Genomic DNA, 25070 nt, shown 5'->3' with positions numbered 1-25070 from the left:
TTCAGGGCGACCGGCGGCGGCCGGGCTTCGGGGCGGGGAGGCCCGGGTATCACTCACTGACCATCACCGCCCGCCCTGCCGTTCCCTCTCCCCGGCATACTCTGTGCCGACCGGCAGACACCCGCGCCCCGACTCGAGAGCGAGCCCACCTTGGCCTGTGACCTGTGGCTGGTCCCCCTGGTCGATGTGCTGTGCCACAGCCCCGACAACCCGTTCGCCGAGGAGATCGCGGCGTACGACCGGGCGTTGACGGAGTCGGGGCTGCCGACCGTGCCGGTCTTCGCGTACATGCCGGGCCTGTCCGGCGACGTGGCGCCGGTCGCCGGGTTCGACTACGACGCCCTGCACTTCCTGCGCCGCGCGTACCTGCTCCAGGTGTGCGGCCTGGCCGTGACGCCGGTGGACGAACTGGGCGGCGACTACGAGCAGTTGCTGGAGATGTTCGAGGCGACCGCGCAGCAGTCGCACCTGGTGTGGCACTACGACCACGCGGGGGCGTACGTGCCGGTGGACTTCCCGGCGCCACTGTCCACGGAGGAACTCCTGTCGGGCGGCGGCCCGTTGGGCTCGGCACAGGGCCTGCTGCGGGAGCTGGAGTACGTGGCCCCGTCGATCGGCATCGACCCGTCGAACCCCCCGGCGGCGCCGGAGCCCCCGAGGCATCCGACGTCCCTGGAGGAACCGGCGGCCCCGGTCCCGTACGACGACAGCCCCTTCGCACGGGAGCGCCACGTCTGGCTGGGCCTCCACGCGGCCGCGACCCGCAGCCTGGGCCAAGGCTCCATGATCATCTTCAGCTGACCGGGTGGGCCCGGCCCGCAGGTGAGGGACTGGCCGGACGTTGCCGACGCCGCCCCGCACCCGCGGTGCGTCATCTCGGTCCCGTCAGCTCCCCGTCGGTCCTGGCGGTGCGATCGCCGCGAGGGCCGCGGGGAGCGACGTCACACCGTCGGACGCGAGGAAGTGACCGGCTCCGGGTATGACCTCGGCCGATGTCCCCAGGAGGCCGGCGAGGCGGTCGGTGTGGCCCGGTGGCACGTACGGGTCCGCGTCCGACCGGAGCAGGGTGAGCCTGTCGACGTGGTCGCGGATCCCGGCCAGATCCAGCGGCCTGCCGACGTGAGAGTCCAGCGTCGGAAGGGCCGGCAGCGGATCGACGAAGCCCGAGACGAGCACGAGCGCACCAAGACGCCACGGACCCGCCAGGGAGCAGAGATGGCGGAGGGCCGTGACGCAGCCGAGGCTGTGCGCCACCAGGACCGAGCCCTCGTCCGGCGTACCGACACCGGCTGCCACGGCTGCCAGCCAGCGGTCGGGGTCAGGCGCCTCGGAGTCCGGAAGGGCGGGAACGGTCGTGGGCACGCCACGGGCGTCGAGCTGCGCGGCCAGCCATCCGAACCAGTGATCCTGAGGTGTCGCGGCGTAGCCGTGGATGATCGTGGCCCGCTGCCGGGTTGTCTTCGGTGTCATGGCGCTGGACGGTAAGGCTTCACGCCAGCGTGAAGGTCAAATCAAAGGAGGGCCCGTGCGTATCAGCCAGCTCGCCGAGCTGACCGGGGTGACGGCGCGAGCGCTGCGCCACTACGAGGACCGCATGCTCCTGGTCCCCGAGCGCGACCACAACGGCTACAGGGTCTACACCGACTCCGACATCGCGCGTGTGGCCCAGATCAAGACGATGATCGCCGCCGGCCTCGGGACCGAGACCATCCGCCGTTACCTCGATTGCGCTCGTTCGGGCGAGCACGGTGTGTCCCTCGACATGTGCCCCGACCTCCGGGCCGAGCTGGATGCCCTGGCGCGACGCCTTGATGCCAAGGAAGCCTCGCTCAGGGAGACGCGGCAGCGACTCTCGGCACTCGCCTCCGCTCGCTAGGGACGGGACGTGCCGTCGCTCCACGCGCGGCCCGGCTGACGGCGACGACGCCCTGGCCCGCGACAGCTAGCGGGGCTCCGGGGGCCGCTGGCGGGGCATGTTCGGGCGGGTGGGCGGGGACAGCAGCCGGTTGCCCGACGGCCCGCCCGCCGAGTCCTGCCGCACCGGCGCCCCGCCCAGCGACTGCGTCGCCAGCGGCGCGGGCCCCGCCCGGAACTCCACCATCCAGTCGGCCGTCTCCGCCCGCACCAGCTCCGTCACGTCCTCGGAGAACCGCCGCAGCACCCCAAGGCACCGCTCCGCCGCCTCCGCCGACGTGCCCTCGGCGGGCCCCAGCACCTCCCGCACGCTCTCCGACGCCCAGTCGAACTGGAGCGCCTGCAACCGCCGCTGCACCGCCTGCGCCGTCGCCACGTCCCGCATCCACCCGGACGTCACGCCGAAGTACCGGTCGCACGCCAGGCACGCCGCCGCGAGCAGCAGGGACAGGTATCCCCATCCCGCCGCCCCGTCCAGCGCGTCCGTCAGGTCCAGCAGCGGCAGCGCGGCGCCCAGGACGCCGCCCAGCGCCGTACCGGTCCGCAGCGCGCGGGCGCCGCGCCGCTTCCACACCCGGTCGGCGAGGTACCAGTCGGCGGTGCGCAGCGCGTTCCCCTCGACCCACCGGTACAGCTCGTGCAGCCGCTCGGCCGGCTCGCCCCAGTCGCCGAGCGGGAACGGCCGTCCCGTCAGGTCCTCCCCCCGGGCTGGCCCCCCGGGCTGCATCTCCGGCTGGCTCACCGGGGCACTCCTCTGCGCTCTGCGTGACTGTGCGTGATGTTCGACAGGTGTTCGGTAGGGGTCGGGGTGGCGGTCGGGCGTGTCGTCGTGTCCGTACGCGTGTCGTGGTGTCGGTCCGTGCGTCGTGCGGAGCCCTTCCTACCGCCGAATGGTGGTCCCCGGAGGCGTAATGGCGGGTTTTCCGCACGGAAGGGGGCCGTGATCAGGTAGAGGGCGCGCCAGTCGTTCACCCGAAAGAGTGGATACCTGTGCGTGGGGCGCGCCGCGCGGGGACCACGTAGGCTCGGCGTAACCGAAGAATCGTCGTCTACGCGCAGGAGTGACCGTGATCCCCGGTGGTGGCCAGCCCAACATGCAGCAGCTGCTCCAGCAGGCCCAGAAGATGCAGCAGGACCTCGCGCGGGCCCAGGAGGAGCTGGCCCGTACGGAGGTCGAGGGGCAGGCGGGCGGCGGCCTGGTGAAGGCCACGGTCACCGGTTCCGGGGAGCTGCGCGGCCTGGTCATCGACCCGAAGGCGGTGGACCCGGAGGACACGGAGACGCTCGCGGACCTGGTCGTCGCGGCCGTGCAGGCGGCGAACGAGAACGCGCAGCAGCTCCAGCAGGAGAAGCTCGGCCCGCTCGCGCAGGGGCTGGGCGGGATGCCGGGCATGCCGTTCTGACGCGCTGACCGGCCGCCGGGCCCCCCACCGGCACCGGCCGGGCGCCCACCGGTATGGGTACGGGCGCCCCGACCGAGCCCGCCGGGGGCCCGAGCCCGCCGGGGTCCGGGGCTCCAGGCCCGGGACTCCGGGCCCGGGACTCGGGCTCGGCCCGACCGGACCCCCGGTCAGGCGGGAGACTGCGGCGCCAGGCCACCCGGAGGACGCGGCGGGTTCACGCCGAGTCTTCTGTGGCGCACCCCTCACCAACTACCGTAACCACCAAGACTGCACTCCCGGAGAGGCGTTCCGTTGTACGAAGGCGTGGTCCAGGACCTCATCGACGAGCTCGGCAGACTGCCAGGCGTCGGTCCCAAGAGCGCGCAGCGGATCGCCTTCCACATCCTCCAGGCCGAGCCGACGGACGTCCGGCGGCTGGCGCACGCGCTCCTGGAGGTGAAGGAGAAGGTCCGGTTCTGCGCGGTCTGCGGGAACGTCGCCCAGGAGGAGCGGTGCGGCATCTGCCGCGACCCGCGCCGGGACGACGCGGTCATCTGCGTGGTCGAGGAGCCCAAGGACGTCGTCGCCATCGAGCGGACGCGCGAGTTCCGGGGGCGGTACCACGTGCTCGGCGGCGCGATCAGCCCGATCGAGGGCGTGGGCCCCGACGACCTGCGGATCAGGGAACTGCTGGCCCGCCTCGCGGATGGCACGGTCACCGAGCTGATCCTGGCGACCGACCCCAACCTGGAAGGGGAGGCCACCGCGACGTACCTCGCGCGGATGGTCAAGCCCATGGGCCTGAAGGTCACGCGCCTCGCCAGCGGTCTCCCCGTTGGCGGAGACCTGGAATACGCCGACGAGGTCACGCTCGGTCGCGCGTTCGAAGGGAGACGACTCCTCGATGTCTGACGCCACTCTCCACGCCCACTCGCTGGACCCCGACAGCTTCGCGGTCCAGATCGCCGACTCCATCGAGTCCTTCATCGTGGCCACCACGGAAGTGGCCAAGGGCGACGAGCCCGACAGCGCGATCCCGTTCCTGCTGCTGGAGGTCTCGCAGCTGCTGCTCGCCGGCGGCAGGCTCGGGGCGCACGAGGACATCGTCCCCGAGGAGCGGTACGAACCGGACACGGGTCCCGACATGGACGTCGACGACCTGCGGGAACGGTTCGCCGCCATGCTGGACCCGGTGGACGTCTTCTCGGAGGTGTTCGACCCGTACCAGCCCCGCAAGGCGCCCGTGCCGTCCCGGATCTCCGACAGCCTGGCCGACATCATCATGGACCTGCGGCACGGGCTGGCCCACTACCGGGCGGGGCGCACGACCGAGGCGCTGTGGTGGTGGCAGTTCTCGTACTTCTCCAACTGGGGCCCGACCGCCTCCGCGACCCTCCGGGCGCTCCAGTCCCTGGTCTCCCACGTACGGCTGGACCAGCCGCTGGAGGCGCTGGACGGGCTCGACACGGACGAGGACATGGCGGACGAGGTGCTGGCGGAGGAGGCGGGCCGCGTGATGCTCCAGGAGATCGCCGCGCCGCTGGGCATCCGCACCCGCAAATAGGGCCTTGAAGGCCCAGGACCCGTCCCGTACGTGAGCCGGGACACATTCCGCGTGGGGGTGCCGTCGCTGGGCAGGGGCCCGGCGTGGCCGGGTGACGCCCAGGGCTGATCACCTAATGAGCGGGACATCTCAGGATGTGACATCCCAGGGGCGTTTTCCGGTCGCTCGATAGACTGAGCCGACCGCAAACGGACTGAGCGAGGAGCGCACGTGGGCCTTGTCGTGCAGAAGTACGGAGGCTCCTCCGTTGCCGATGCCGAGGGCATCAAGCGCGTCGCCAAGCGAATCGTGGAAGCGAAGAAGAACGGCCACCAGGTGGTCGTCGTCGTTTCCGCGATGGGCGACACGACGGACGAGTTGATCGATCTCGCCGAGCAGGTATCCCCGATGCCGGCCGGGCGTGAGTTCGACATGCTGCTGACCGCCGGAGAGCGGATCTCCATGGCGCTGCTGGCCATGGCGATCAAAAACCTGGGCCACGAGGCCCAGTCCTTCACGGGCAGCCAGGCAGGCGTCATCACCGACTCGGTCCACAACAAGGCGCGCATCATCGATGTCACGCCGGGCCGTATCCGCACCGCGCTGGACGAGGGCAACATCGCCATCGTCGCCGGTTTCCAGGGCGTGTCCCAGGACAAGAAGGACATCACCACGCTGGGCCGGGGCGGCTCGGACACCACCGCCGTGGCCCTCGCCGCGGCGCTGGACGCCGAGGTGTGCGAGATCTACACGGACGTGGACGGCGTCTTCACCGCCGACCCGCGGGTCGTGAAGAAGGCCCGGAAGATCGACTGGATCTCCTTCGAGGACATGCTGGAGCTCGCCAGCTCCGGCTCCAAGGTGCTGCTGCACCGCTGCGTCGAGTACGCGCGCCGATACAACATCCCGATCCACGTCCGCTCCTCCTTCTCGGGGCTCCAGGGCACGTGGGTCAGCAACGAACCGCGAGGGGACCGCAAGGTGGAGCAGGCCATCATCTCCGGTGTCGCCCACGACACCTCCGAGGCGAAGATCACCGTCGTCGGCGTGCCCGACAAGCCGGGCGAGGCCGCCGCGATCTTCCGCACCATCGCGGACGCCGAGATCAACATCGACATGGTCGTGCAGAACGTCTCCGCCGCGTCCACGGGCCTGACGGACATCTCGTTCACGCTGCCCAAGACCGAGGGCCGCAAGGCCATCGACGCGCTGGAGAAGCAGAAGTCGTCCATCGGCTTCGAGTCCCTGCGCTACGACGACCAGATCGGCAAGATCTCCCTGGTCGGCGCGGGCATGAAGACCAACCCGGGCGTCACCGCCTCCTTCTTCGAGGCGCTGTCCAACGCGGGCGTGAACATCGAGCTCATCTCCACCTCGGAGATCCGCATCTCGGTCGTCACCCGCGCCGACGACGTCAACGAGGCCGTACGCGCCGTCCACACCGCCTTCGGTCTGGACAGCGACACGGTCGAGGCGGTCGTCTACGGCGGCACGGGCCGCTGACCCTTCCGGGCCCCGCCCCGCGACACCCCCGACGGACCCGTTGAGGAACTGGCAGTCCCCGCCCCGGAAACCCCCGCCCGCGCAGACGCCGGACGGGGGTTTCCGGGGCGTCCGGGCTTCGGACGAGGCGACTCCGGACCCTGTTGGGTCCGGGGCGGCTGCGGGCCGGCGGGATTCCGGACGGGACCGGGCGGCGCCGGGCCTGCACGCCATGCCGTCACCGGTGCCGGGCGCGGCTTCCGGCAGCGAGACCTCGCGCGGGGAGGGCCCCGGGCCGGATATACGGGACCGCGAGGGTTCGGGACCGGAGGTACGGGACCGGGAGGCCACCCGCCAGGAGGTTCCCCGCCGGGAGGCGTGCGACCCCGAGTCGTCGGCCCTCCATCCACCGGGCCATCCGCCGGGCCATCCGCCGGGCATCCACATACCGCGCCCGCGCCCCCTGGGCGGGAAACCGGCGCTCGCCGTGGTCGGGGCGACCGGGGCGGCGGGGGCCGTCATGCTGCAGATCCTGTCGCAGCACGCCGACGTCTGGGGCGAGATACGCCTCCTCGCGTCCCCCCGCTCGGCAGGCCGAAAGCTCGCGGTGCGCGGTGCCGAGACCGAGGTGCTGGCGCTGGACGAGGAAGCCCTGCGGGGCATCGACGTCGCGGTGTTCCTGGTCCCGGAGGAGGTCGCCGCCCGCTGGGCGCCGGTCGCCGCCGCGCAGGGCACCGTCGTCGTGGACGCGTCGCCCGCGTTCCGCGACGACCCGGAGGTGCCGCTCGTCGTACCCGAGGTCAACCCGCACGCCGCCCGCGTCCGGCCGCACGGCATCATCGCGGGCCCGGGCTGCACCACGCTCGCGCTGATCGTCGCCGTAGGGGCGCTGCACGCCGAGTTCGGGCTCGAGGAGCTGGTCGTCTCCGCGTACCAGGCCGCCTCCGGCGCCGGACAGGCCGGTGTCGCCGCGCTGCGCGGCCAGCTCGCGACCGTCGCGGGCACCGACCTGGGCGCCGCCCCCGGAGACGTACGCAGGGCTCTCGGCGACGACGGGACGGGGCCGTTCGCCGCGCCCCTCGCCCTGAACGTCGTTCCCTGGTCCGGCACGCTCCAGGACGGCGGCTGGTCGTCGGAGGAGCTGGGCGTACGGGCCGAGACCCGCCGCGTCCTGGGCCTGCCCGGGCTGCGGGTCGCCGCGACCTGCGTCCGCGTACCCGTGCTCACCACTCACTCCGTATCCGTCCACGCCCGGTTCGAACGGCCGGTGACCGTGGCGCGCGCCCATGAGATCCTCGCCACCTCGCCCGGTGTCGTCCTGTACGACGATCCCGCCGCGGGCGACTTCCCGACGCCCGCCGACGTCGTCGGCACCGACCCGACGTGGGTCGGCCGGGTCCGCCGCGACCTGGACGACGAACGGGCCCTGGAGTTCTTCGTGTGCGGCGACAACCTGCGCAAGGGCGCCGCGCTCAACACCGCCCAGATCGCGGAACTCGTCGCCGTGGAACTCGCCGCGGGAGGCCCGTCCCGCACCTGACCGCGCCCACGCGCCGAATCCGGCGACGCGAGGCGCTGCGGGAGAGATCACAAATGTGAGCCGGGGCCGCGCCGAGGCGTCGAATACCTGGTGGACGCGGCCTCGCACCTTTGTAGGATCTGTGGACGCCCTGTGGGAAAGTCCTCGGCCTTGGCCGCTTGAACTGGGGCGATGGCATGTTCGACGATGCTCCTGCCCCCCTGCCGCAACCGGTGGCCGGTGGAGAGCGTCTCTGCGGTCGCTCCAGCGCTGCCGCGCGAACGGGGCAATGGGGAGAGCGGATACGCATGAGGGCGAACGACGCACCGTCAGATAAGGCGGCGTGCGCGTACAACCCTGACGGGGGGCGACGTGTCCAACAGACGTGGCAGAGGTACTCGACATCACAGCAGCGGCCCCACTTCGCGGCGGCGCGGCGGTTCTTCCGCTCCTGCGGCCGCCCCAGCGCGCGCCGCGCGACCGGCGTCGCGGCGGCGGCATGCCGGTGATCGCGCCCATGCCCGCCACACGCCGAGCCCGCGTCCCGTTCCCGCGTGACGACGCCGACGAGACGATGACGTCGGGCACCACCGTCGATCACCTCACCGAGACCTACCGCGCCCACTACCGGTCGCTGCTGGGTCTCGCGGCGCTGCTTCTCGACGACACGGCCTCCTGCGAGGACGTCGTCCAGGAGGCGTTCATCCGCGTCCACTCCGCCCGCAAGCGGGTCCGCGACCCGGAGAAGACCCTGGCGTACCTGCGCCAGACCGTCGTGAACCTCTCCCGGTCCGCCCTGCGCCGCCGCATACTCGGCCTGAAGCTCCTCTCGAAGCCGATGCCGGACATGGCGAGCGCGGAGGAGGGCGCGTACGACCAGCTGGAGCGCGACGCGCTGATCAAGGCGATGCGCGGGCTCCAGCGCCGTCAGCGGGAGGTCCTGGTCCTGCGGTACTTCGCGGACATGACCGAGGCGCAGGTCGCCGAGACGCTGGGCATATCGCTCGGGTCGGTGAAGGCGTACGGCTCCCGTGGCATAGCCGCCCTGCGCGTGGCCATGGGAGCGAAGGCATGACCGAGCACAACGGGCCGGACGGGCCGTCGAACGACCGGACTGGAAACGACGCAGTGAACACCCCAGAACCCTCCGCCTCCCAGCCCACGCCCGGCGAGGACACACCCCGCGAGGACACGGGCACGTCGGCCCCTAGGCCCGAGGCCGCCCGCCCCGCCGACGAGGCCCGGCCCGGCACAGCACAGCCCGAGACGGCACAGTCGGAGTCGGCACAGCCGGAGTCGGCACAGCGGGAGACGGCACAGCCCACCCCGGCACAGTCCGGCATCGACCAGTCGGGCACCCAGCCCATCCCGGCAGACCGCCCCACCCCGACAGACGACCCCCACACCCCGGACGGCATCGGCGTGTTCGACCTCGGGGCGGACGGGCTCGGCGGGGACGAGCTGGCGCTGCGGCGCTTGCTCCAGGGGGCCGTCGGGGACCTCGAACCGGCCCCGGGCGCGCTCGACCACCTCCGCCGGGCTGTTCCGGCGCGGAGGGCGCGGAAGCGGCAGGCGCTCGTCGGCGCGGCCGCCGCGGTGATCCTGCTCGGTACGGGTGTCCCCGCGTTCGTGCACGTCGCCGCCTCCGACACGGCGTCCGACACCAACCCGGTCAACGCCGGGCACGGCGAGCAGGTCCAGGGCGGCACCGGCGACGCCGCGGGCCCGGCGGGCGAGGAAGCCGCGGGCAGCCCGTCCGGCGAGCTGAACGGCTCCGGCAAGGGCGGGGCCAACCCGTCCGGAACCCCGACCACCGCCGGTACCAGCGCCTCCGACGGCGCGGACGGCACGCCCGACAACGCCACGCCCGCCCCGGACACGGCCCCCGAGTGCGAGGCGGGCCAGCTCGGCGTGAGCGTCGCCGAGGCGGGCGGCCCCGGCGGGGACGGCACGGTGTACGGAACGTTCCGCATCGCCAACGTCTCCAGCAGCGACTGCACCGTCAGCGCGTCCGGGACGGTCGGCTTCGGCACGAGCGGCGCGGCGGACGCGAGCCGCATCAGCGTCGCACGGCACACGGCGGGTGACGCGGCGTCCGGCCTGCCCGGCCCGTCCGCGACGGTCGGCAGCCTGGTGCTGAAGCCGTCCGGGGCGTACGAGGTCAAGTTCGCCTGGGTGCCGAGCGAGACGTGCCCGGTGAACGGCGGAGGCACGGGCAGCGGCGACGGAGGGGGCGGTGGCGAGCAGTCCCCGTCGCCCACCGCGCCGTCCACGCCCACCGAGGAGCCGCCGCCGCCCTCGGACGGCGCGACGACCGGCACGGCGGAGGGCGGTACGGACTCGGCAACGGCGGCGGAACCGCAGCTGCTGCCGCAGGAGGGCATCGCGGACGGCAGCGTCACGGTCACCCACACCCCGAGCGTGGGCGGCCCCCAGGCGGCGACCACCATCCCCAACGCCTGCGCCGGCACGATCTACCGCACCGGCCTGCTCCCCGCCTGACCCACCCGGCCGGGAGCACCGACCGCCCGTGCGACGCACGCACTGCGGCGATCACACTCCCAGCCGCCCCAGCGGAACGGACCCGAGGGCCGTACGGCAGCCCAGCCCGAGGCACCCCCGTGGCGCGGGACCTCCTGGCCGTACGGCCGCCCAGGTCGATGTGCCCCCTGGTACGGGCCTGCGGTCCTGTGCGCGGCTCGGCGGACGCGCCCCCTGGTGCGGACCTGCGGGCCGGACGACAGCCAGGCGGATGCGCCCCGCGTCACGGGGCTACGGGCCGTACGGCAGACCGAGCGCCGATGTGCCCTCGCAGCACGCACGGACGCGCGAGTCCCGTGGGCGGCCGGTAGATGCGCCCCGCCGTACGACTGCTGCCGGGCGCGTGAACGACGTGCCCGGCGCCTTGCCGACGCCCGCAGGACTGCGGCTGGGCCTTTGCGTGCTACGTGTGCTGCCGGGCGCCCAGGGGGTAGTCCCACTGCGACGCCGCGCACAGGTGCCGAGCGCCACAGCCGCCAGTCGCCGACCCGCGCAGTCCCACACCCACGCGACCCGCAAGCCCAGCAACCCCCACCCACCTGCCACGCAGGTACAGCAGCGCAGCCAGCACCCACCTGCCCCGCAGGCACAGCAGCGCAGCCCGCTCACCCCGCAGGCCACAGAGAAGCCCAGCCCCAGCCACTCACCCCCCAGGCACAGCGGGCGGCAGCCGCACGCGGCACCCCACTAGGGGTGCGGGCTCAGGGGAGGCCGGGGGACTCCGGATCGAGGCCCAGGGCCCGGTCCCGCTCCGCCTCCGCCTCGCGCCGCACCAGCCGGAACCACATGAACAGCACGAACCCCGCGAAGACGAACCACTCGCCCGTGTAGCCGAGGTTCTGGAACGCCTTCAGGTCCAGCCCCGTGCCCACCGCCGCCGCGGCGGGCACCGGCGTCAGCCCGGCAGGGGACTCCGTGAGCGTCACCCACGCGTCGTACACGTCGTCCGGCACCACGTTCACCAGCGTCGCCGCGCTGATGACGCCCAGCTGCCCCTCGGGCAGCCCGCCCGCGGCGCGGACGCCGCCGCTCCCGGCGTGCTCCGACGCCTGGAGCGCGCCCGTCACGGTCACCTCACCGGACGGCGGCGCCGGTGCGGCCGCGCCCTGCGGGAGCCAGCCCCGCACCACCGGCAGGGCCTTGCCCTCCGGCGTGTGCAGCAGCGTCAGCACGTACGACCCGGTCTTCCCGTCCAGCTCACGGCCGGGGACGAGGAACTGCTTCCCGTACCGGCCGCTCGCCGTCGCCTGGCGGCCCGACGTCTCCTTGTCGACCGGCAGCAGCTCCGCCAGAGGCGCCGCCGCCTGCGCCGCCTGGGCGGCGGGCCGCTGCTCCGCCTCCCGGTGCGAATCGACGCGGTCCTCGAACCTGCCCAGCTGCCAGATCCCCATGAAGAGGCAGAACGGGATCGCCAGCAGCACGAAGACGTTGATCCCCCACCAGCGGGGTGTCGTCAGGAACCGGTACACCCCTCCACGGTACGGAACGCCGTCACCCCCCTTCCGGCCGGGTCCCGGTCGCGGCCGGCACGTGTCGCGCTGCGAACTCCAGCTCCTGCCGCAGCTGCTTGATCCGCTCCTCCACCACCAGCGAGCCGTGTCCCGCGTCGTACCGGTACACCTCGTGCACCGCGCCGCGCGCCGCCAGCCGCTCCACGTAGTTCTCGACCTGCCGGATCGGGCAGCGCGGATCGTTCACACCCGCCGCGATGTACACCGGCGCCCGCACCTGGTCCACGTACGTGATCGGGGACGACGCCCGGAACCGCTCCGGCACCTCCTCCGGAGAGCCACCGAACAGCGTCCGGTCCAGCGGCCGCAGCGCCTCCATCTGGTCCTGGTACGCGGTCACGTAGTCGGCGACCGGCACGTCCGCGATGCCCACCGCCCATATGTCCGGCTGCGTCCCAAGCCCCAGCAGCGTCAGGTAGCCGCCCCACGAGCCGCCCGTCAGGACCAGCCGCTCCGGGTCCGCGAGGCCCGAGGACACCGCCCACTCACGGACCGCCGCGACGTCCTCCAGCTCGATCAGCCCCACCCGGTGCCGCAGCGCGTCCGTCCACTCCCGCCCGTACCCGGTGGAGCCCCGGTAGTTCACCCGCACCACCGCGTACCCGTGGTCCAGCCAAGCGGCCGGCGCCGCGGCGAACGTGTCGCTGTAGTGCCAGGCCGGGCCGCCGTGCAGGTCGAACACCGTCGGCAGCGGGCCCGTCGCCCCCTCCGGGCGCTGCACCAGGGCGTGGACCCGCCCACCGGGCCCGTCCACCCACACATCCTCCACCGGCACCGACGGCGGCGCCTGCGGGCCGGGCGGGTCCAGCACGACCGCGCCGCTCGTCGAGCGCACCACGGGAGGCACGGCCGCCGACGACCACAGGTACTCCACCGTGCCGTCCGGGCGGGCCGTCGCCCCCGACACCGAACCGGTCGGCGTCTCCACCCGCGTCAGCACCCCCGAGGCGATGTCGTACCGCCACAGCTCCGTGCGCGCCTCGAAGTCATGGGCGATCAGCAGCCCCGAACCGTCCGGGTACCACTCCGCGCTCACGTCCCCGGGCAGGTCGAGGCGCAGCTCGGTCTCCCGGCCGGTCGCGACATCCCAGATCATCGGCTCCCACCGGCCGCGCCGCTGGTGCCCCACCAGCAGCCGCCCGTCGCCGTCCACGGGGGCGAAGCCCATCACGGCCAGGCCCAGATCCTTCGTACCGCCCTTCGTGTCGTCTAGCTCCGCCACCAGCGCGCCGTCCAGCCGCACCACGCGCAGGGCCGCGTGCATGGCGTCACCGTGCTCGGTGTGCTCGACCGCCACGAGCGTCCCGTCGTACGACAGGTCCCCCACCCCGGCCGACTCGCGGTGCCGGTAGATCTCCACCGGCTCCCCGCCCGGCCGGACGACGTGGATGGACGTGCCCTCCTCGTCCAGAGACCGGCCGACGACCGCCGTGCCGTCCCGGCCTATCGCCAGGCCCGCCGGGTACGAGGCGGCGAGCCCGGGAACCGCCGGCTCGTCCGCGCCGCCCTTGAACGGCTGCCGCATCCACACCCCGAACTCGTCGCCGTCCGTGTCGGCGAACCACCAGATCCACTCGCCGTCCGGCGACAGCACACCGTCCGTCGTGCCGTTCGGCCGGTCCGTGACCTGCCGCTGCTCGCCCGTGTCGCGGTCCCACGCGTACAGCTCGTACGTCCCCGTCACGTTCGACACGAACAGCGCCCGGCTCGGCGCGTCCTCCGCCCAGTCGGGCAGCGACACGCGCGGTGCACGGAACCGCTTCTCCCAGTCGGGCAGAGCCGACCACGCGGCGGACGAAGAAGACGTAGGAGGGGATGTGACGGGAGTGGACGCGATGGGCTCGGGCGTGGACGTGTCGTCGGTCGGCTCAGTCATGTCGTCCATCATGCTCCGTCGCACCGACATCCCGCCGGGCCTGTGGATAAGTCCCCCCAGCGCTATCCACAGGCCGCCCCCCAATCCGGGCCCGGCCCCCCCGGACCCCGGCCCCCCATCACCCGGGTACCGCCCCCCAACCGGGCTCCCAGGCCCCTCACCCAGGACCGGCACCAGGCCGCGCCGTCCCGGGCCGCGCGGCCTCAGCCCCCGCCCCCGCCGACGGGAAGCGGGCGCGCGGCGGCCACCACCGCCCTGCCAGAAGCCGCGCGGCCCCGTGCGCCACCACCAGCGCGGCGACGAGCACGACGAGGGAAAGCCCGCTCCGTACGACCCCGGGGCCGGTCAGTCGGCCGAGCGCCACCGTCCCGGCGAGCGCGGCGCACCACCCGGCGACGGCCATCGCGGAGACGGCGACCGAGACGGGCAGGCCCCCCAGCCCGACCGCCCCGAGTGGCAGGTCCCCGTCGAACCCGTGCACGTCGGCGGCGCCACACAGCACGAGCAGCCAGAAGGCTGCGACGACGACCAGCGCGACGCTGAAGAAGAAGGCGGGAAAGCACAAGGCCGCCGTACAGACTTCCCGCACCCCCGCGGCCCCCTCTCCCACACGAACTCCCTACGACGCACGCCGACACGAGGCACCCGGCCCGTGGCGCATGAGGCACCCGGCCCCGGCCCCACAAGACACCCCGCACGCGGCAGCCTGCACACGCCCCGCGCCCCCCGGCGCGAACCTCCGCAGACGGATGCCGAAGCCGGGACACGCTTCCGCATCCCGGCATCGATCGGCACCCCCGTTTCCGACGTACGCATCCTGGCAGGGGTCGGCGACTTCGCGCATTGCCGGATTCCGGCAGTCTTGCGGCCTGGTCGGATGCCGGGGCCGTAAAAGGGATCAGCGAGGCGCGGGCGGGGTGTCGGCGGTGCACAGGGCCCAGATCACGAAGACGCCGATTGCGATCGAGACGAGGCCCCACACCGGCTGGTACGGCAGCCAGACGAAGTTGGCGATCACCGAGAGCGAGGCCAGCGCCACGCCGACCGCCCGCGCCCAGGCGGCGCCGCGCAGGATGCCCCAGCCGATCACGACGAGGACCAGCCCGAGGATCAGGTGGACCCAGCCCCACGCGGTGACGCTGAACTCGAACACGTAGTCGCCGAGGATGCCGTACACCTCGTCCTCGGCGATGCCCACGACGCCCTGCACCATGCCGAGCACGCCCTGGACCAGCAGCAGTACCCCGGCGAACATCGCCCCGGCCGACGCCGCGTCCCCGTCACTGCCGGGCGTGGTGCTGGTGGCGCCGTCGCGCCCGTGGTGCGCGCGGGCGTGCCCCGGCGCGTGGTCGTGGCCGTGCCCCGCTGTGTCACTCATACGAGCAGCCTGCGCCGCCCCGCCCCGCGCGGCGACCCGGCGGCACCCGTACGGACGACGACGGTCAGCTGCCCGGTAACAGGCCACTGGCCGACACGCGCCCTTCCACCCCCGCCCGCCCGTCCCGAGACTGCTGACCAGCAGCTCGGCTCATGCGGACCGGCGGGGGAGGGCCATGGCGGCGGCACGGAAACCACGACGTACGGCGGCACGGAAACCACGACGTACGGCGGCGCGGAAGCGGCGCGAGCAGCGCGTGAAGGCGGCGGTGACGGGCGGGGCCGTGGCCCTCGTCCTCCTGGTGGCGTACTGGTCGGAGGTCTGGCCCTACCTCCTCGCCGCGCTGCTGCTCGGCGGCGCCGGAGCGGGCGGATGGTGGCTGTGGCGTACGGACCGGCTGCTCAGGGGCGGCGACGGGAAGTGGCGCCGGGAGGAGGCGGTACGGGCGGGGCACCGGACGCTGGCCGAGGTGGACGCCATGACGGGCACGGAGTTCGAGGACTTCGTCGTGGGGCTGTGCCGACGGGACGGCTGCACGGACGTACGACGGGTCGGCGGCTCCCACGACGACGGCGCCGACGTGCTGGGGCGGCTCCCGGACGGGCGCAGCATGGTGATCCAGTGCAAGCGGTACACGCCCCGGAACAAGATCCCGAGCCGGGAGGTACGCGACCTCCTGGGCGCGAAGACGCACTTCAAGGCGGACGTGGCGGTCTTCGTGGCGACGACGTACTTCACCGCCCCCGCCGAACGGTTCGCGACGCACAACGGCATCGTCGCCGTCCACAGAGACCACCTCGGCCTCTGGAACAGCGGAGCGTCCCTGCCCTCCCTCACCGCGGTGAACGGCGCGGGCCAAGGCACCCGTCTCCACCGACAGCGCCGCCGGGAGACCTACGGCTGATCCCCCGGCTCATTCGGCCGCACGCCATCGCCACCACCCGCCACCTCCCCGTCCTGCCCACGGCACGGCGGGCACCGGGAACGCTTCAGCGCTCTACGACGTCGTTCCTCCCGGGGGCACAACGGTCGGCGGCTGCGCCCCGGAGGAGGGGGGAGACCGGGTGCGTACGGGCGACTTCGCCGCATGGACACGGCGATTCGAGGACGAGCGCGAACGGAGGCGTGTCCAGGGAGACCCGGACTGGACGCGGGGCGTGACGCTGCCCCCGGCGGTGTGGGCCAGCATCCAGCGCTTCCAGGTCGGCGAGGACGGGGACGGCGCCAACCTCGTCGGCAAGGCGGTGCAGGCCGGTGACGACGACTACGCGCGGGCGGTCCGTCTCTTCGTCGCCGAGGAGCAGAACCATGCCCGCCTGCTCGCCCGGCTGCTGGCCGCCGGCGGCGTACCGACCTTGACCGGCCACTGGAGCGACACGCTCTTCGTACGGCTCCGCCGCCTTCTGGGCCTGCGCATGGAACTGCTGGTTCTGATGGTCGCGGAGGTGGTGGCCGTGCGCTATTACCGGGCTCTGCGCGACGGCGCCGACGACCCGCTCACCTCGGAAGTGGCGGGGCGCATCCTGTCCGACGAGCAGCGTCACATACCGTTCCACTGCGAGCGCCTGCACGCCTCCCTGGCGGAGGTGCCCCGCGCACTGCGCCGCCCGACGATGGCCCTGTGGCAACTCCTGCTGCTGGCCGCGTCTCTCATCGTCGCCGCCAACCACGGCCCGGCCCTGCGCCGCCTGGGCATAGGACGGCTGCGTTTCATGGCAGACACCGCGGCCTCGTCCGGCCCGGTCATCGCCGAGGTGCTGACCCCCTCCAAGGAGGCCCTGCCCAGCACGTCCTGAGCCCTCCACACCCCCCTTGCGACCGGCCTGTCTTCACCGCCACAAGACGGGGGTCACGAACGCCGCAAAACACCCAGGGGCCCGACCCGCTTTCGCGGATCAGGCCCCTGAGCTGGCTGTCGGGGTGGCGGGATTTGAGCCCACGACCTCTTCGTCTCGAACGAGGTTCGGCTTTCGGCCTGGTCTGCGGGGATGGCGTTTGCGCAGGTCAATGAGGTGTTCTCGGTTGGTCCCGGCGGGTACGGAAGGGGGCCGGGGGAGCAGGTTGGCTCCCAGACGGCTCCCAGTGGCCAACGTCCTCCCGGCCGGGCGAGTACGTGCTGTTCGCCGCGAATCGGCCGCCGCTCGGATGAAGCGGTTGGCCATTGTCTATCCGAGACTCCGCGTTACGGGGCCCTGCAAGATCACCTCAAGCGGTGCTGGGCGGTGCCACCGAACCCCGCATTGGTGAACAGGGTCGTGCCGCCTTGATCGACGTGATGCCCCAGTTGCCCCCAGGGCCTGGCGTCACCAGCCTCTCATGCTGTGCTGCATGGCAGCGGGATACTGGCCCTGGCGTGTGGCCACGCCTTCGTAGCTATCGGTTCTTGACCCACCACACGACCGCTGCGACGGCCAGGCCCCCGATGCTGCTGAAGATGCCGTGGACGGTCCCGCGTGCAGCCGTTGCAAGGCCCTCCCTTACCAGGCGCTTGATGTGCCCGGTGAAGCGCTGCTTCTGGCAGCTCACCTTCTCGATGAGGCGCCGACTGAGCCGCTGAAGCATGCTGGTGTTCCTCCCTCGGCCGATGGACGGCCTTCAGAGTGCCGACGGACGGCCGCGTTGCGCCTGGAGCAATGTGTTGCCAGAAGGCCGCAACACCACGCGACCAGGCGTGCTCCCGGGTAGAAACGAGCTCATGGGGACTCCCTATCTCCCGCCGAATCAACTCCAGTCACCTCCTTCCTCCCTCGCCGGGCCAGCGCTCCCTGTGCTTGCGGAGACGCTGCGCAACCTGTTCAAGGAGCTCGGCCGCTCCCAACGGGACTTCAGCGCGCACGTGTACTGGGACCACACTGCGGTGAGCCGGTACCTGCGTGGCGAGCGCCTTGCTCCCTGGGAGTTCGTCGACACTCTGCTGCGCGAGGTCGAGATCGCGCGGGGCAAGCCGATGAACCCCGAGAACCGAGAGAGAATCGCTGCACTGCACCGGCGTGCGCTCGAGGAGCGCAACGGTTGGTCGGCGCTCGTGCAGGTACTCCGCCAGGACAATCAGATGGCAGAGGAGCGGGCCCGCCGTGCGGAGTCGGAGCTTCAGGCTCTCGCGACGACCCGGCAAGCACGAGACGAAGGCTGGCGCTGGTCTGCCTTCACCAACTCGCTCGCTGAGCGAGGCTGGCCAGAAGTCTCGCTCACCGCTCTGGAAAGGGTGACGGCACGAGTCCTCGCCTGCCTGGCCGACCCCACGGCAGAGGCGCCGTATCGAACAAGTGGAGTCATTACTGCTGGAGCGCAATCCGGCAGGACGACCATCGGCGCCGGTGTCGTCGCCCGCGCCCTGGATGCTGGCTATCGCCTGGTCATCGTCTTCAGCGGAACCTTGAACCTTCTGCGTAGTCAGACCCAGCGCCGGCTTGAGGAGGCGCTACTCCCAAGCGACGACGCCGATCAGCAGTTGCAGGCACGATTCCCCCTCCTGCGCCTGACCAGCGAAGAGTCTGACTACCGGAGCATGCCGTCCGAAGTTGCCCTGCAGTTCGAAAAGAGGCACAAGGCGCTTCCGCTCTTCTCTCCCTCAATCTGCACACCGCCGTGCCTCGGTTGGTGGTGGTCAAGCAGAACGTCGCCGTCCTCAAAAAACTGCTGGCAGACCTGCGCGCCGCCGACCCAATCCTTGAGGAGGTGCCCGCGTTGATCGTCGATTTCGACCCCTCCCCTCCCTATCTGGCGCTCGACGGGAGCGGCTACGGGAAGGAGACTGGTATACAGTCCAAGATCGACTTGATCAGGTCAGAGATCGTCAGCCTGTTGCCCCGTGCCCAACTTGTCAGGTTCGAACATCAGGTGACCTGTGACTCCTCCCATACCATCACGACCATGCGATCCGAGTCTCTGTGGGACGGCCCCCCTTACTTCGTCGTCTCCGCTCATCCCCGGGAGCCTCGCTGGGCGTGGGATGACCCGGCGTGATGCCGTTGGCTCGCCGTGTCCGCCCGATCTGCCCAGTGCTCCCTCACCCGCTACTCCGGCGGGCACGCGACGCATGACCCAGGCCGATAGCTGGCAGCGCCATCTTGCCGGCCAATGAGGTTCGATTGGCGAGGCTGCCAGCTTCGATGGCGTTACCGCAGGTCAGATGCATGGGCTCGGTTGGTGTCGCGGAGCCTGGAGGGGGCTCGGGGAGCGGGTTGGCTCCCTGAGCCCCCAGCCCGGACCACCGGGCAGTTGTTCTGTGTCGTACGGCCGGGGCTGTTACCGATCGGTGATCAGGTCCGGATTGTCGATCATGGAGCGGTGCAGGTGGTCGAGATCGACGCCGCAGTGATTCGCCAGCCGAGCATGACGCTCGCGCGCGTTCTGGGAGATCGTCTCGCCGTCCCTGGTCGTGATCACGATGCCAGGGCGGGTGGGCGAGTCGATGGCCTTGTTCAGTGCTGCCCAGATGAGGTCCTTCAAGACCCCGGCCTTACCCCAGCAGACGTATCGGGTGGCGTTGCCGTCAGTCGCGAGACAGTGGTTGGGCTTGCCCTCGACCGACTCCGGGACCACTGACCAATCTGCTCCGCAGAAGAACTGGACGATCTCGTCCGCCCCGCGAAAACGCCGGCGGACGTACGGGACGAAGTTGCCGATACCCTCCTGAGCCCTGGCGTACTCCTTCATCGGTACGTCCTTGATCCATACTCGGACGTCCTGGTCGCTGGCGAACCTTCGCAGCTCCCCGCCGATGTCTGGGTCATCGAACCATCGGCGGTACTGAGCGGTCTTCCCGGGATTACTCAGGAACTCCCAGTCCAGCTCGTCGGCAGTGCGGTACATGCTGAGGAGGATGCGACGTCGAAGAGCTTCCGGAAGGTTGAGCTGCGGCAAGGCGGCTACTCCAAGGCGGCGAGGGCGGACGGGAACTGCAGGCGGTGCTCGTCGTACGCGGTTTCGAGACTGGCCGCGTCCCTGATCCACTCTTCCATAAGGGTCGCAACCCGTTGGTCGTTGAACTCAATTTGTGATGGGGCGACTTGGTCCAGGACCTCGACTTCACCGCCCTCCAGGCTTCGCTTCATGTTGAGGGCCGCCGCGATCCGGCGTAGATCGCTGACGAAGTCGAGCACCGTCACGCGCTCCTTGCCCTCCCGGAGTCGGAGTCCCCTCCCCAACTGCTGGACGAAGATACGCCGGGAGTGAGTCACCCGGGCGAAGCAGAGGATGTTGACGTCGGGGACGTCCACTCCCTCATTGAGGATGTCCACTGAGGTGAGGATGGGGACTTCGCCGCTACGGAAAGCTAGGAGCCGGCTTTGCCTCTCGCGTTTGGCCAGGCCGGCGTGTAGGGCCAGGGCGCCGGACCACAAGGGGGTACGGCGTAGCAGTTCGGCCAGTCGCTCGGCGTGCTCAACTGTGCGGCAGAACACGATGGCTCGGGGATCCGCGGTTGCAGCGCACGCGGCAGCAAGCTCGTCACGGATGGACTCATCCCGCTGTGGCAGGAAGAGACGGGCGTTGAGGTCAGCCAGGCCGTACTCGTGCTCGCTGGCCGCCTTCACGACATCCCAGTCGACGTTGTCGACGAACAAGCGGTAGTCCACTTGTGCCAGGTAACCCCGACGCATGCCCTCCTCGATGCCGAGCGTGAAGCTCGCCGGCCCGAAATGGTGGCTGATGTCGTGCGAGTCTCCTCGCCAGGGTGTGGCCGTGACTCCGAACTGCCGAGCGGCAGACAGCACGTCGAGCAACTCGTCGTACTGACCGTCCTCGCCGACGTGGTGAGCCTCGTCAACCATGACGAGTGCTGGCCGGTAGCCGAAGCGGGCAGCTGGCAGAGCGGAGCCCACCGTGGCGCACGTCACGCCGGACAGGTCGTCCGGGCGAGTGTCCCCAGTGAGGAGACGGGTCGGGATGTCCTTCGGGAGGTGTCGCCACAGGGCACGCTCCAGCTGCTGGACAAGATCCTTGGCGTGAGCGACTACGAGAACCTGATCCGTGGGATGACGACGGAGGTGCGCCGCGATGACCTCGCCGCCGACCACCGTCTTGCCGAGCCCCGTAGCCAGGATGAGCAGGGCCCGTCCGTGTGAGTCCAGGTCCTTGTCCAGGGCCCAAAGAGCTTCGGCCTGGTAAGGGCGAGGCGTCACCTTTCCGAAGCGGGGCGGGATCCCTTTGAAGCTCCGGGCGAGGTGACCGCCCTCCCAGAGGTGGATGCTGGGACGGATACGGGACAGAACGTCGACTCGGCGCCGGGCTTCCGAGCTGAAGCGGCTGTTGGTTACGACGACGGCCTGATGCGCGCTGTAGTGGTCTCGCGCGTTGTCGACCTCGTCCACGGCGTCAGCGCCGACGACCCCCCGTCGCTTCCACTTGCACTGGAAGACCCACAGCTCTTCCTTCCGACGAGCGAGGACGTCGCCACCCTCGTCACCGGAGCCATCGATAACGGCGACGTCCGTGAAACCGAGATGCCACAGGAGCCGCTCGACACGCCTAGGGAACTGCAGTGGCCCGGCGTCGAGAAGAGGGCCCGGGTCCAGGAAGCTGTGCATCGCCTCTCCGATCCTCAGCTGTCGTCCGCGAGGTCACGGGCGATCAAGCGGCAGCTGACGCGAATGCGCCCCAACTCTTCCGGAGTGACCTTCGGCCGGTGCTGTGCGAGGAGCGCCAGGTCGCTCAGAGGGTTCATCAAGCGCTCCACGATCAAGTCGCGAGCGTCCGACGCCGACAGCGCGGCATAGGAGCGTCGGAAGACCTTTCCGTCCATAAAGAGGGCTGGCGACTCGCTGATGACGCGCAGGACGGCACTGGCGGGAGCGAAACGGATGAAGTCGCCATTGTTCACCGCTTCCGTCCAGTCGAGCCCAGGCTCGGACTCCAAAGCGAAACGCTCCTCAGCGGCCTCCCTCTCGTCCGCTCGTAGTTGCAGCCAGTGAACAGCAGGGGTCTCCGCGATCACCGGCGCCATCAGGGTGCGGATCCGCTCCAACAACCGCTCAGCCTCGTCTGCCATCGCGGTCGGGGTGAGGAGGGGGCTGGATGAGCGCTCCTTGAACAGGAGCAGCAACTGCGACAGCGGCGTGGAGTTGTCGTTCTGCCGGACGCGCATGTACTCGGCCGCCTCCAGCAGCGCGATGTCACGCATGTCCGCCCCGTGCTCTCGGTAGAGCGGGTGATCGGAGTCGACGAAGACCTCCAACCGCGGAGAGCGCAGCATGATGGCGAAGGCCGGGGTCTCCTGATCCTTGGCATTGGTGAGTCGCTGGTCCCGCACGGCCCAGACCCTCAGTTCGATACGACCCATCTCTGGAATCAAGTACTCACCGGCGAGGTCGGGGAACTGGTCCGCGTTGTCGCGATAACGCTGCAGCCGTTGTTCGAAGGTCTCCGTCGGCGCCGGATCGTCGGCCGACGGTACGTCCTCTGCCCCGGGGACTTCCTGATCGTCGTCCTCCTCACCAGGAGTTACGGGCCCAAGGCCCGGCAGGAGCTCGTCGGTGTCGCTGTCCGAGTCAGAACCCGGGTCGTTCTGGTGCGGATGATCGTGGCTGTAGGCCGCCTCGTACCAGATGTCGTCGCTCTGGTAGTCGGGATGGTCGTCCCGAAACAGCTTCGCCCACTGGACGGTCTTCTCGTGGATGGCTTCCTTGCCGTTTCCGGGTACCAAGTAGTTCAGGCCGGGGTCCTGGCGGCGGAAGCCCGAGTACAGGAGCGCGAGTGGACTGTCGTTCTCCGGGAGCTGGCGTCGCTTGGCGATCTCCGGTCGCAGCGGGCTTTCCCCACGAATGGCCCGCAGCACCTGGTGCCACTCGGCGGTCTCGAACTCGAAAGCCGTCTTCTGGTAGTTCGGGGTGACGTGGTCGCAGTGGATCTCCCCAACGATGCGCCCAGTCGCCGCTTTGGAGTCGATCGGATACTCGAGTTCCGGCTCGCCGAGGCCGTCCTCGTCGGTCCAGTAGAAGACCCGCTTGTCCTTGAGAAGGATCTTCCGGCCGTTGCGCAGGAAGTCGATGCCATAGTCCGTGCGGTGCACGTAGCGCTGGATCCCGAGCCAGCCCCAGATACGGCGGGAACGAACCTCCAGCCGGTCCTGGTCACACTCACGGCATCGATCAACGTCGAGCGGGTTCCAGTACCCGCAGGCCATGCACGCCTTCTTGTCCGAGAGGGGGACGTCTATGCGCTGAACGGCGCTGATCTCCACGCCTCGCCGTGTGACGGTGCGCTTCTCGTCCCAGACGCAGGGCTTCCTGGGAGGCAGCTTCTTGCCGTTGATCGTCAGCCGGAAACCCCGCTCGGTGAGGAGGTAGCTGTACACATCACCCAGCTTTTCCCTGATCACCTTGAGGGCGTTGGGGCGGCGAAGCGCCTCGAACTGCTCCCCCTTGAGGTCGCTGATGGTGATGACAGTCCCATGCTCAACAGGGTTCGCCTTGGGCACCTGGCGGTACGGAGCCTGGTAGGCGGCCGACGCCTCGATCTGCGGAAGATCAAGCGTGACCTCGGTCCAGTAGGAGTCGCAGGAACGCCCCGTACGGACGACGGTCTTGCGACCGAGGCGGGCGGTCGCGATGTTGAAGCCCATGCCGAACAGGCCGAGCGCGCCGTGCCTGCCGTTTCCGCTCCAGCCGGCGCTGATCGCATTACGCACCTCGTCGAGACTCATGCCTCGGCCGTTGTCCTGGACGGTCACTTCAGCCGTAGACCGGGAGTCCTGTGCGGTCGGCAGCGAGATGCTCACGGTGGGCCTCTCGCCGCCCGTCTCGGGAGAGGACTGGAACACGTCGAAGGCGTTGTCCACGAGCTCGGCGAGGCACTGCCAGGCCGCGAACTCGATGTCGCCCAGGACACCGAGGATGCGGGGGTGCGGCATCACGTTGATGTACTGGCCCTCAGACATGAGTCGTCGCTCCCCGGGTGACCGCGTCGTCCTTGATGAAGTGCGTATGACCGGCGGGGACTGAGCTTCGCGTTGCCCGCGACTCGCCCCCCGAGATACCTCGCGTCAGCATGCGTTTACTCTACTGACGCCCACTGACGATCAGTTCGGGATCCGCAGGATCAGCCCGCGCACCAGCGGCGACGCCCCGCCGACGATCCTTCCTCACGCATGCCAGACTGGTTCTCATGATCCGAGAGCCCGCCGAGGTAACCATCGACGAGAACGGTCGGGTCGAGCTGCCCATGGGCCTACTGGCGGAGGCCGGCCTTGGATGCGGCAGCCGTCTGCTCGCCTATAGCGTGGGCGACGGCCGTATCATGCTACGTCGCGCTGAGGACGTCATCGCCGACCTTCTGGGAGAGGGCGACCTGTGAAGCACGCGTCTTAGGAGCCGTGACCCGGCGCCGCGTCCTCACAAGAGCGATGATCTTGTCAGCCGCCTCCGACGGGTCCTCGTGCTCCCAGACCCGCACAGGCAGCCACCCCGACTGCTCCAACAAGCGGTTGGTCTCGGAATCCCTCGCGCGGTTCCCCTCAATCTTGTCTCGCCAGAACTCCTCGTTCGTTCCCGGCCATCGGCAGTGATCCGGACAGCCGTGCCAGAAGCACCCATCCACGAACACAGCCACCCTCACGCCGGGGAAGGCGACGTCAGCGGTTCGCCGCACACTCGGCATGGGGCGATGCGAGACGCGGTATCGCACGCCCCGCTCACGCAGGTGTTTGCGAAGGAGCTTCTCCGGGGTCGTGTCACGTGATCGGTTACCCCGCATGGAGGCACGCACCGAGCGGCTCGCCGCCCAGGACGACGCCGACGTTTCCTCCTCGGGCAGCACGTGGCCGCGCTCGATCGCCCTGCGCCAAGCCTCGGCGAGGTTCTCGCGGCGGGTGTCGTGGTCGACCTCCCCGAGGTACACGGGCTTTCGCGTGGTTCCCCTGTCCGACCAGCGCAAATAGGCCCGGATCCGGCGGGTCTTGGTCAGCATCTTCAACTCGACGGACGC

At 70.7% G+C, this 25070-nt stretch carries 23 protein-coding genes; 12 read left to right on the top strand and 11 right to left on the bottom strand.

The features are described from left to right. Nucleotides 1-150 precede the first annotated feature (150 nt). Nucleotides 151-801, top strand: coding sequence for a hypothetical protein (locus J116_RS12395; RefSeq protein ID WP_023587392.1), 651 nt, complete (start codon nt 151-153; stop codon nt 799-801). An 84-nt stretch (nt 802-885) separates the two neighbouring features. Here the strand turns inward: J116_RS12395 and J116_RS12390 are convergent, their stop codons facing one another. Beyond that, nucleotides 886-1470, bottom strand: a complete 585-nt coding sequence (locus tag J116_RS12390; RefSeq protein WP_023587391.1) for an RBBP9/YdeN family alpha/beta hydrolase — start codon at nt 1468-1470, stop codon at nt 886-888. A 55-nt stretch (nt 1471-1525) separates the two neighbouring features. Between J116_RS12390 and J116_RS12385 the strand changes: the two genes are divergently transcribed. After that, the gene (locus J116_RS12385) at nt 1526-1876 is read left to right on the top strand and encodes a MerR family transcriptional regulator (RefSeq protein ID WP_023587390.1); all 351 of its coding nucleotides are present in this window, start codon (nt 1526-1528) and stop codon (nt 1874-1876) included. A 66-nt stretch (nt 1877-1942) separates the two neighbouring features. Here the strand turns inward: J116_RS12385 and J116_RS12380 are convergent, their stop codons facing one another. Further along, nucleotides 1943-2656 carry an SLATT domain-containing protein gene (locus J116_RS12380; protein WP_023587389.1) on the bottom strand — a complete coding sequence of 238 codons (714 nt, stop codon included), beginning with the start codon at nt 2654-2656 and terminating at the stop codon, nt 1943-1945. Between the two features lie 325 nt (nt 2657-2981). Between J116_RS12380 and J116_RS12375 the strand changes: the two genes are divergently transcribed. From J116_RS12375 to J116_RS12345, 7 genes are all read left to right on the top strand, one after another. Next, nucleotides 2982-3317 (top strand): YbaB/EbfC family nucleoid-associated protein, encoded by a 336-nt coding sequence (locus J116_RS12375; protein ID WP_028963979.1) that lies wholly within the window; start codon nt 2982-2984, stop codon nt 3315-3317. A 291-nt stretch (nt 3318-3608) separates the two neighbouring features. Beyond that, nucleotides 3609-4208 carry a recombination mediator RecR gene (gene recR / locus J116_RS12370; protein ID WP_023587387.1) on the top strand — a complete coding sequence of 200 codons (600 nt, stop codon included), beginning with the start codon at nt 3609-3611 and terminating at the stop codon, nt 4206-4208. Then, nucleotides 4201-4860: a DUF5063 domain-containing protein gene (locus tag J116_RS12365; protein WP_023587386.1), complete on the top strand. Its 660-nt coding sequence runs from the start codon at nt 4201-4203 to the stop codon at nt 4858-4860. Before recR ends, J116_RS12365 begins: the two co-directional genes overlap by 8 nt. Before the next feature lie 210 nt (nt 4861-5070). Next, on the top strand, nt 5071-6342 hold the full coding sequence (locus tag J116_RS12360) for an aspartate kinase (RefSeq protein ID WP_023587385.1): 1272 nt from the start codon (nt 5071-5073) through the stop codon (nt 6340-6342). 442 nt (nt 6343-6784) lie between these two features. Continuing rightward, the gene (locus tag J116_RS12355) at nt 6785-7861 is read left to right on the top strand and encodes an aspartate-semialdehyde dehydrogenase (RefSeq protein WP_028963978.1); all 1077 of its coding nucleotides are present in this window, start codon (nt 6785-6787) and stop codon (nt 7859-7861) included. Between the two features lie 364 nt (nt 7862-8225). Then, entirely contained in the window at nt 8226-8915 is a 690-nt protein-coding gene (locus J116_RS12350) for a SigE family RNA polymerase sigma factor (RefSeq protein ID WP_201258807.1), read from the top strand. Continuing rightward, a complete protein-coding gene (locus J116_RS12345) occupies nt 8912-10342 on the top strand; it encodes a hypothetical protein (protein ID WP_235617340.1) in 1431 nt (476 codons plus the stop codon). Before J116_RS12350 ends, J116_RS12345 begins: the two co-directional genes overlap by 4 nt. Before the next feature lie 740 nt (nt 10343-11082). Here J116_RS12345 and J116_RS12340 read toward each other — a convergent pair. The 4 genes from J116_RS12340 to J116_RS12325 all read right to left on the bottom strand — a co-directional run bounded on the left by J116_RS12340 (nt 11083) and on the right by J116_RS12325 (nt 15146). Next, complete coding sequence (locus J116_RS12340) at nt 11083-11850, bottom strand: SURF1 family protein (RefSeq protein ID WP_023587381.1); 768 nt, start codon at nt 11848-11850, stop codon at nt 11083-11085. Between the two features lie 22 nt (nt 11851-11872). Continuing rightward, on the bottom strand, nt 11873-13768 hold the full coding sequence (locus J116_RS12335) for a S9 family peptidase (RefSeq protein ID WP_201258806.1): 1896 nt from the start codon (nt 13766-13768) through the stop codon (nt 11873-11875). A gap of 157 nt (nt 13769-13925) precedes the next feature. Beyond that, a complete protein-coding gene (locus tag J116_RS12330) occupies nt 13926-14357 on the bottom strand; it encodes a hypothetical protein (protein ID WP_139140476.1) in 432 nt (143 codons plus the stop codon). 309 nt (nt 14358-14666) lie between these two features. Then, a complete protein-coding gene (locus J116_RS12325; RefSeq protein WP_023587378.1) occupies nt 14667-15146 on the bottom strand; it encodes a DUF7144 family membrane protein in 480 nt (159 codons plus the stop codon). A 175-nt stretch (nt 15147-15321) separates the two neighbouring features. Between J116_RS12325 and J116_RS12320 the strand changes: the two genes are divergently transcribed. Together J116_RS12320 and J116_RS12315 are read left to right on the top strand one after the other, a co-directional pair. Further along, nucleotides 15322-16050 (top strand): restriction endonuclease, encoded by a 729-nt coding sequence (locus tag J116_RS12320; protein ID WP_079147712.1) that lies wholly within the window; start codon nt 15322-15324, stop codon nt 16048-16050. Nucleotides 16051-16210: 160 nt separating this feature from the next. Then, the gene (locus J116_RS12315) at nt 16211-16942 is read left to right on the top strand and encodes a ferritin-like domain-containing protein (RefSeq protein ID WP_023587376.1); all 732 of its coding nucleotides are present in this window, start codon (nt 16211-16213) and stop codon (nt 16940-16942) included. Nucleotides 16943-17519: 577 nt separating this feature from the next. On the opposite strand, the gene J116_RS12310 is transcribed toward J116_RS12315, so the two are convergent. Next, nucleotides 17520-17708, bottom strand: coding sequence for a hypothetical protein (locus J116_RS12310; protein ID WP_023587375.1), 189 nt, complete (start codon nt 17706-17708; stop codon nt 17520-17522). Between the two features lie 205 nt (nt 17709-17913). Between J116_RS12310 and J116_RS12305 the strand changes: the two genes are divergently transcribed. Then, the gene (locus J116_RS12305; protein ID WP_023587374.1) at nt 17914-18837 is read left to right on the top strand and encodes a helix-turn-helix domain-containing protein; all 924 of its coding nucleotides are present in this window, start codon (nt 17914-17916) and stop codon (nt 18835-18837) included. Nucleotides 18838-19394: 557 nt separating this feature from the next. On the opposite strand, the gene J116_RS12295 is transcribed toward J116_RS12305, so the two are convergent. The 4 genes from J116_RS12295 to J116_RS12280 all read right to left on the bottom strand — a co-directional run bounded on the left by J116_RS12295 (nt 19395) and on the right by J116_RS12280 (nt 25052). Beyond that, nucleotides 19395-19961 (bottom strand): hypothetical protein, encoded by a 567-nt coding sequence (locus tag J116_RS12295; protein WP_023587372.1) that lies wholly within the window; start codon nt 19959-19961, stop codon nt 19395-19397. Between the two features lie 56 nt (nt 19962-20017). After that, entirely contained in the window at nt 20018-21676 is a 1659-nt protein-coding gene (locus J116_RS12290; RefSeq protein WP_023587371.1) for a DEAD/DEAH box helicase, read from the bottom strand. A 14-nt stretch (nt 21677-21690) separates the two neighbouring features. Continuing rightward, a complete protein-coding gene (locus J116_RS12285) occupies nt 21691-24024 on the bottom strand; it encodes an ATP-binding protein (RefSeq protein ID WP_023587370.1) in 2334 nt (777 codons plus the stop codon). Nucleotides 24025-24386: 362 nt separating this feature from the next. Beyond that, nucleotides 24387-25052: a very short patch repair endonuclease gene (locus tag J116_RS12280; protein WP_235617339.1), complete on the bottom strand. Its 666-nt coding sequence runs from the start codon at nt 25050-25052 to the stop codon at nt 24387-24389. Between the last annotated feature and the right edge of the window lie 18 nt (nt 25053-25070).

The sequence above is a fragment of the Streptomyces thermolilacinus SPC6 genome, from assembly GCF_000478605.2.
In the GTDB taxonomy this organism is placed as follows: domain Bacteria; phylum Actinomycetota; class Actinomycetes; order Streptomycetales; family Streptomycetaceae; genus Streptomyces; species Streptomyces thermolilacinus.
The sequence above is the reverse complement of the archived record's forward strand: the minus strand, read 5'-3'. Positions and strand labels throughout refer to the sequence as shown.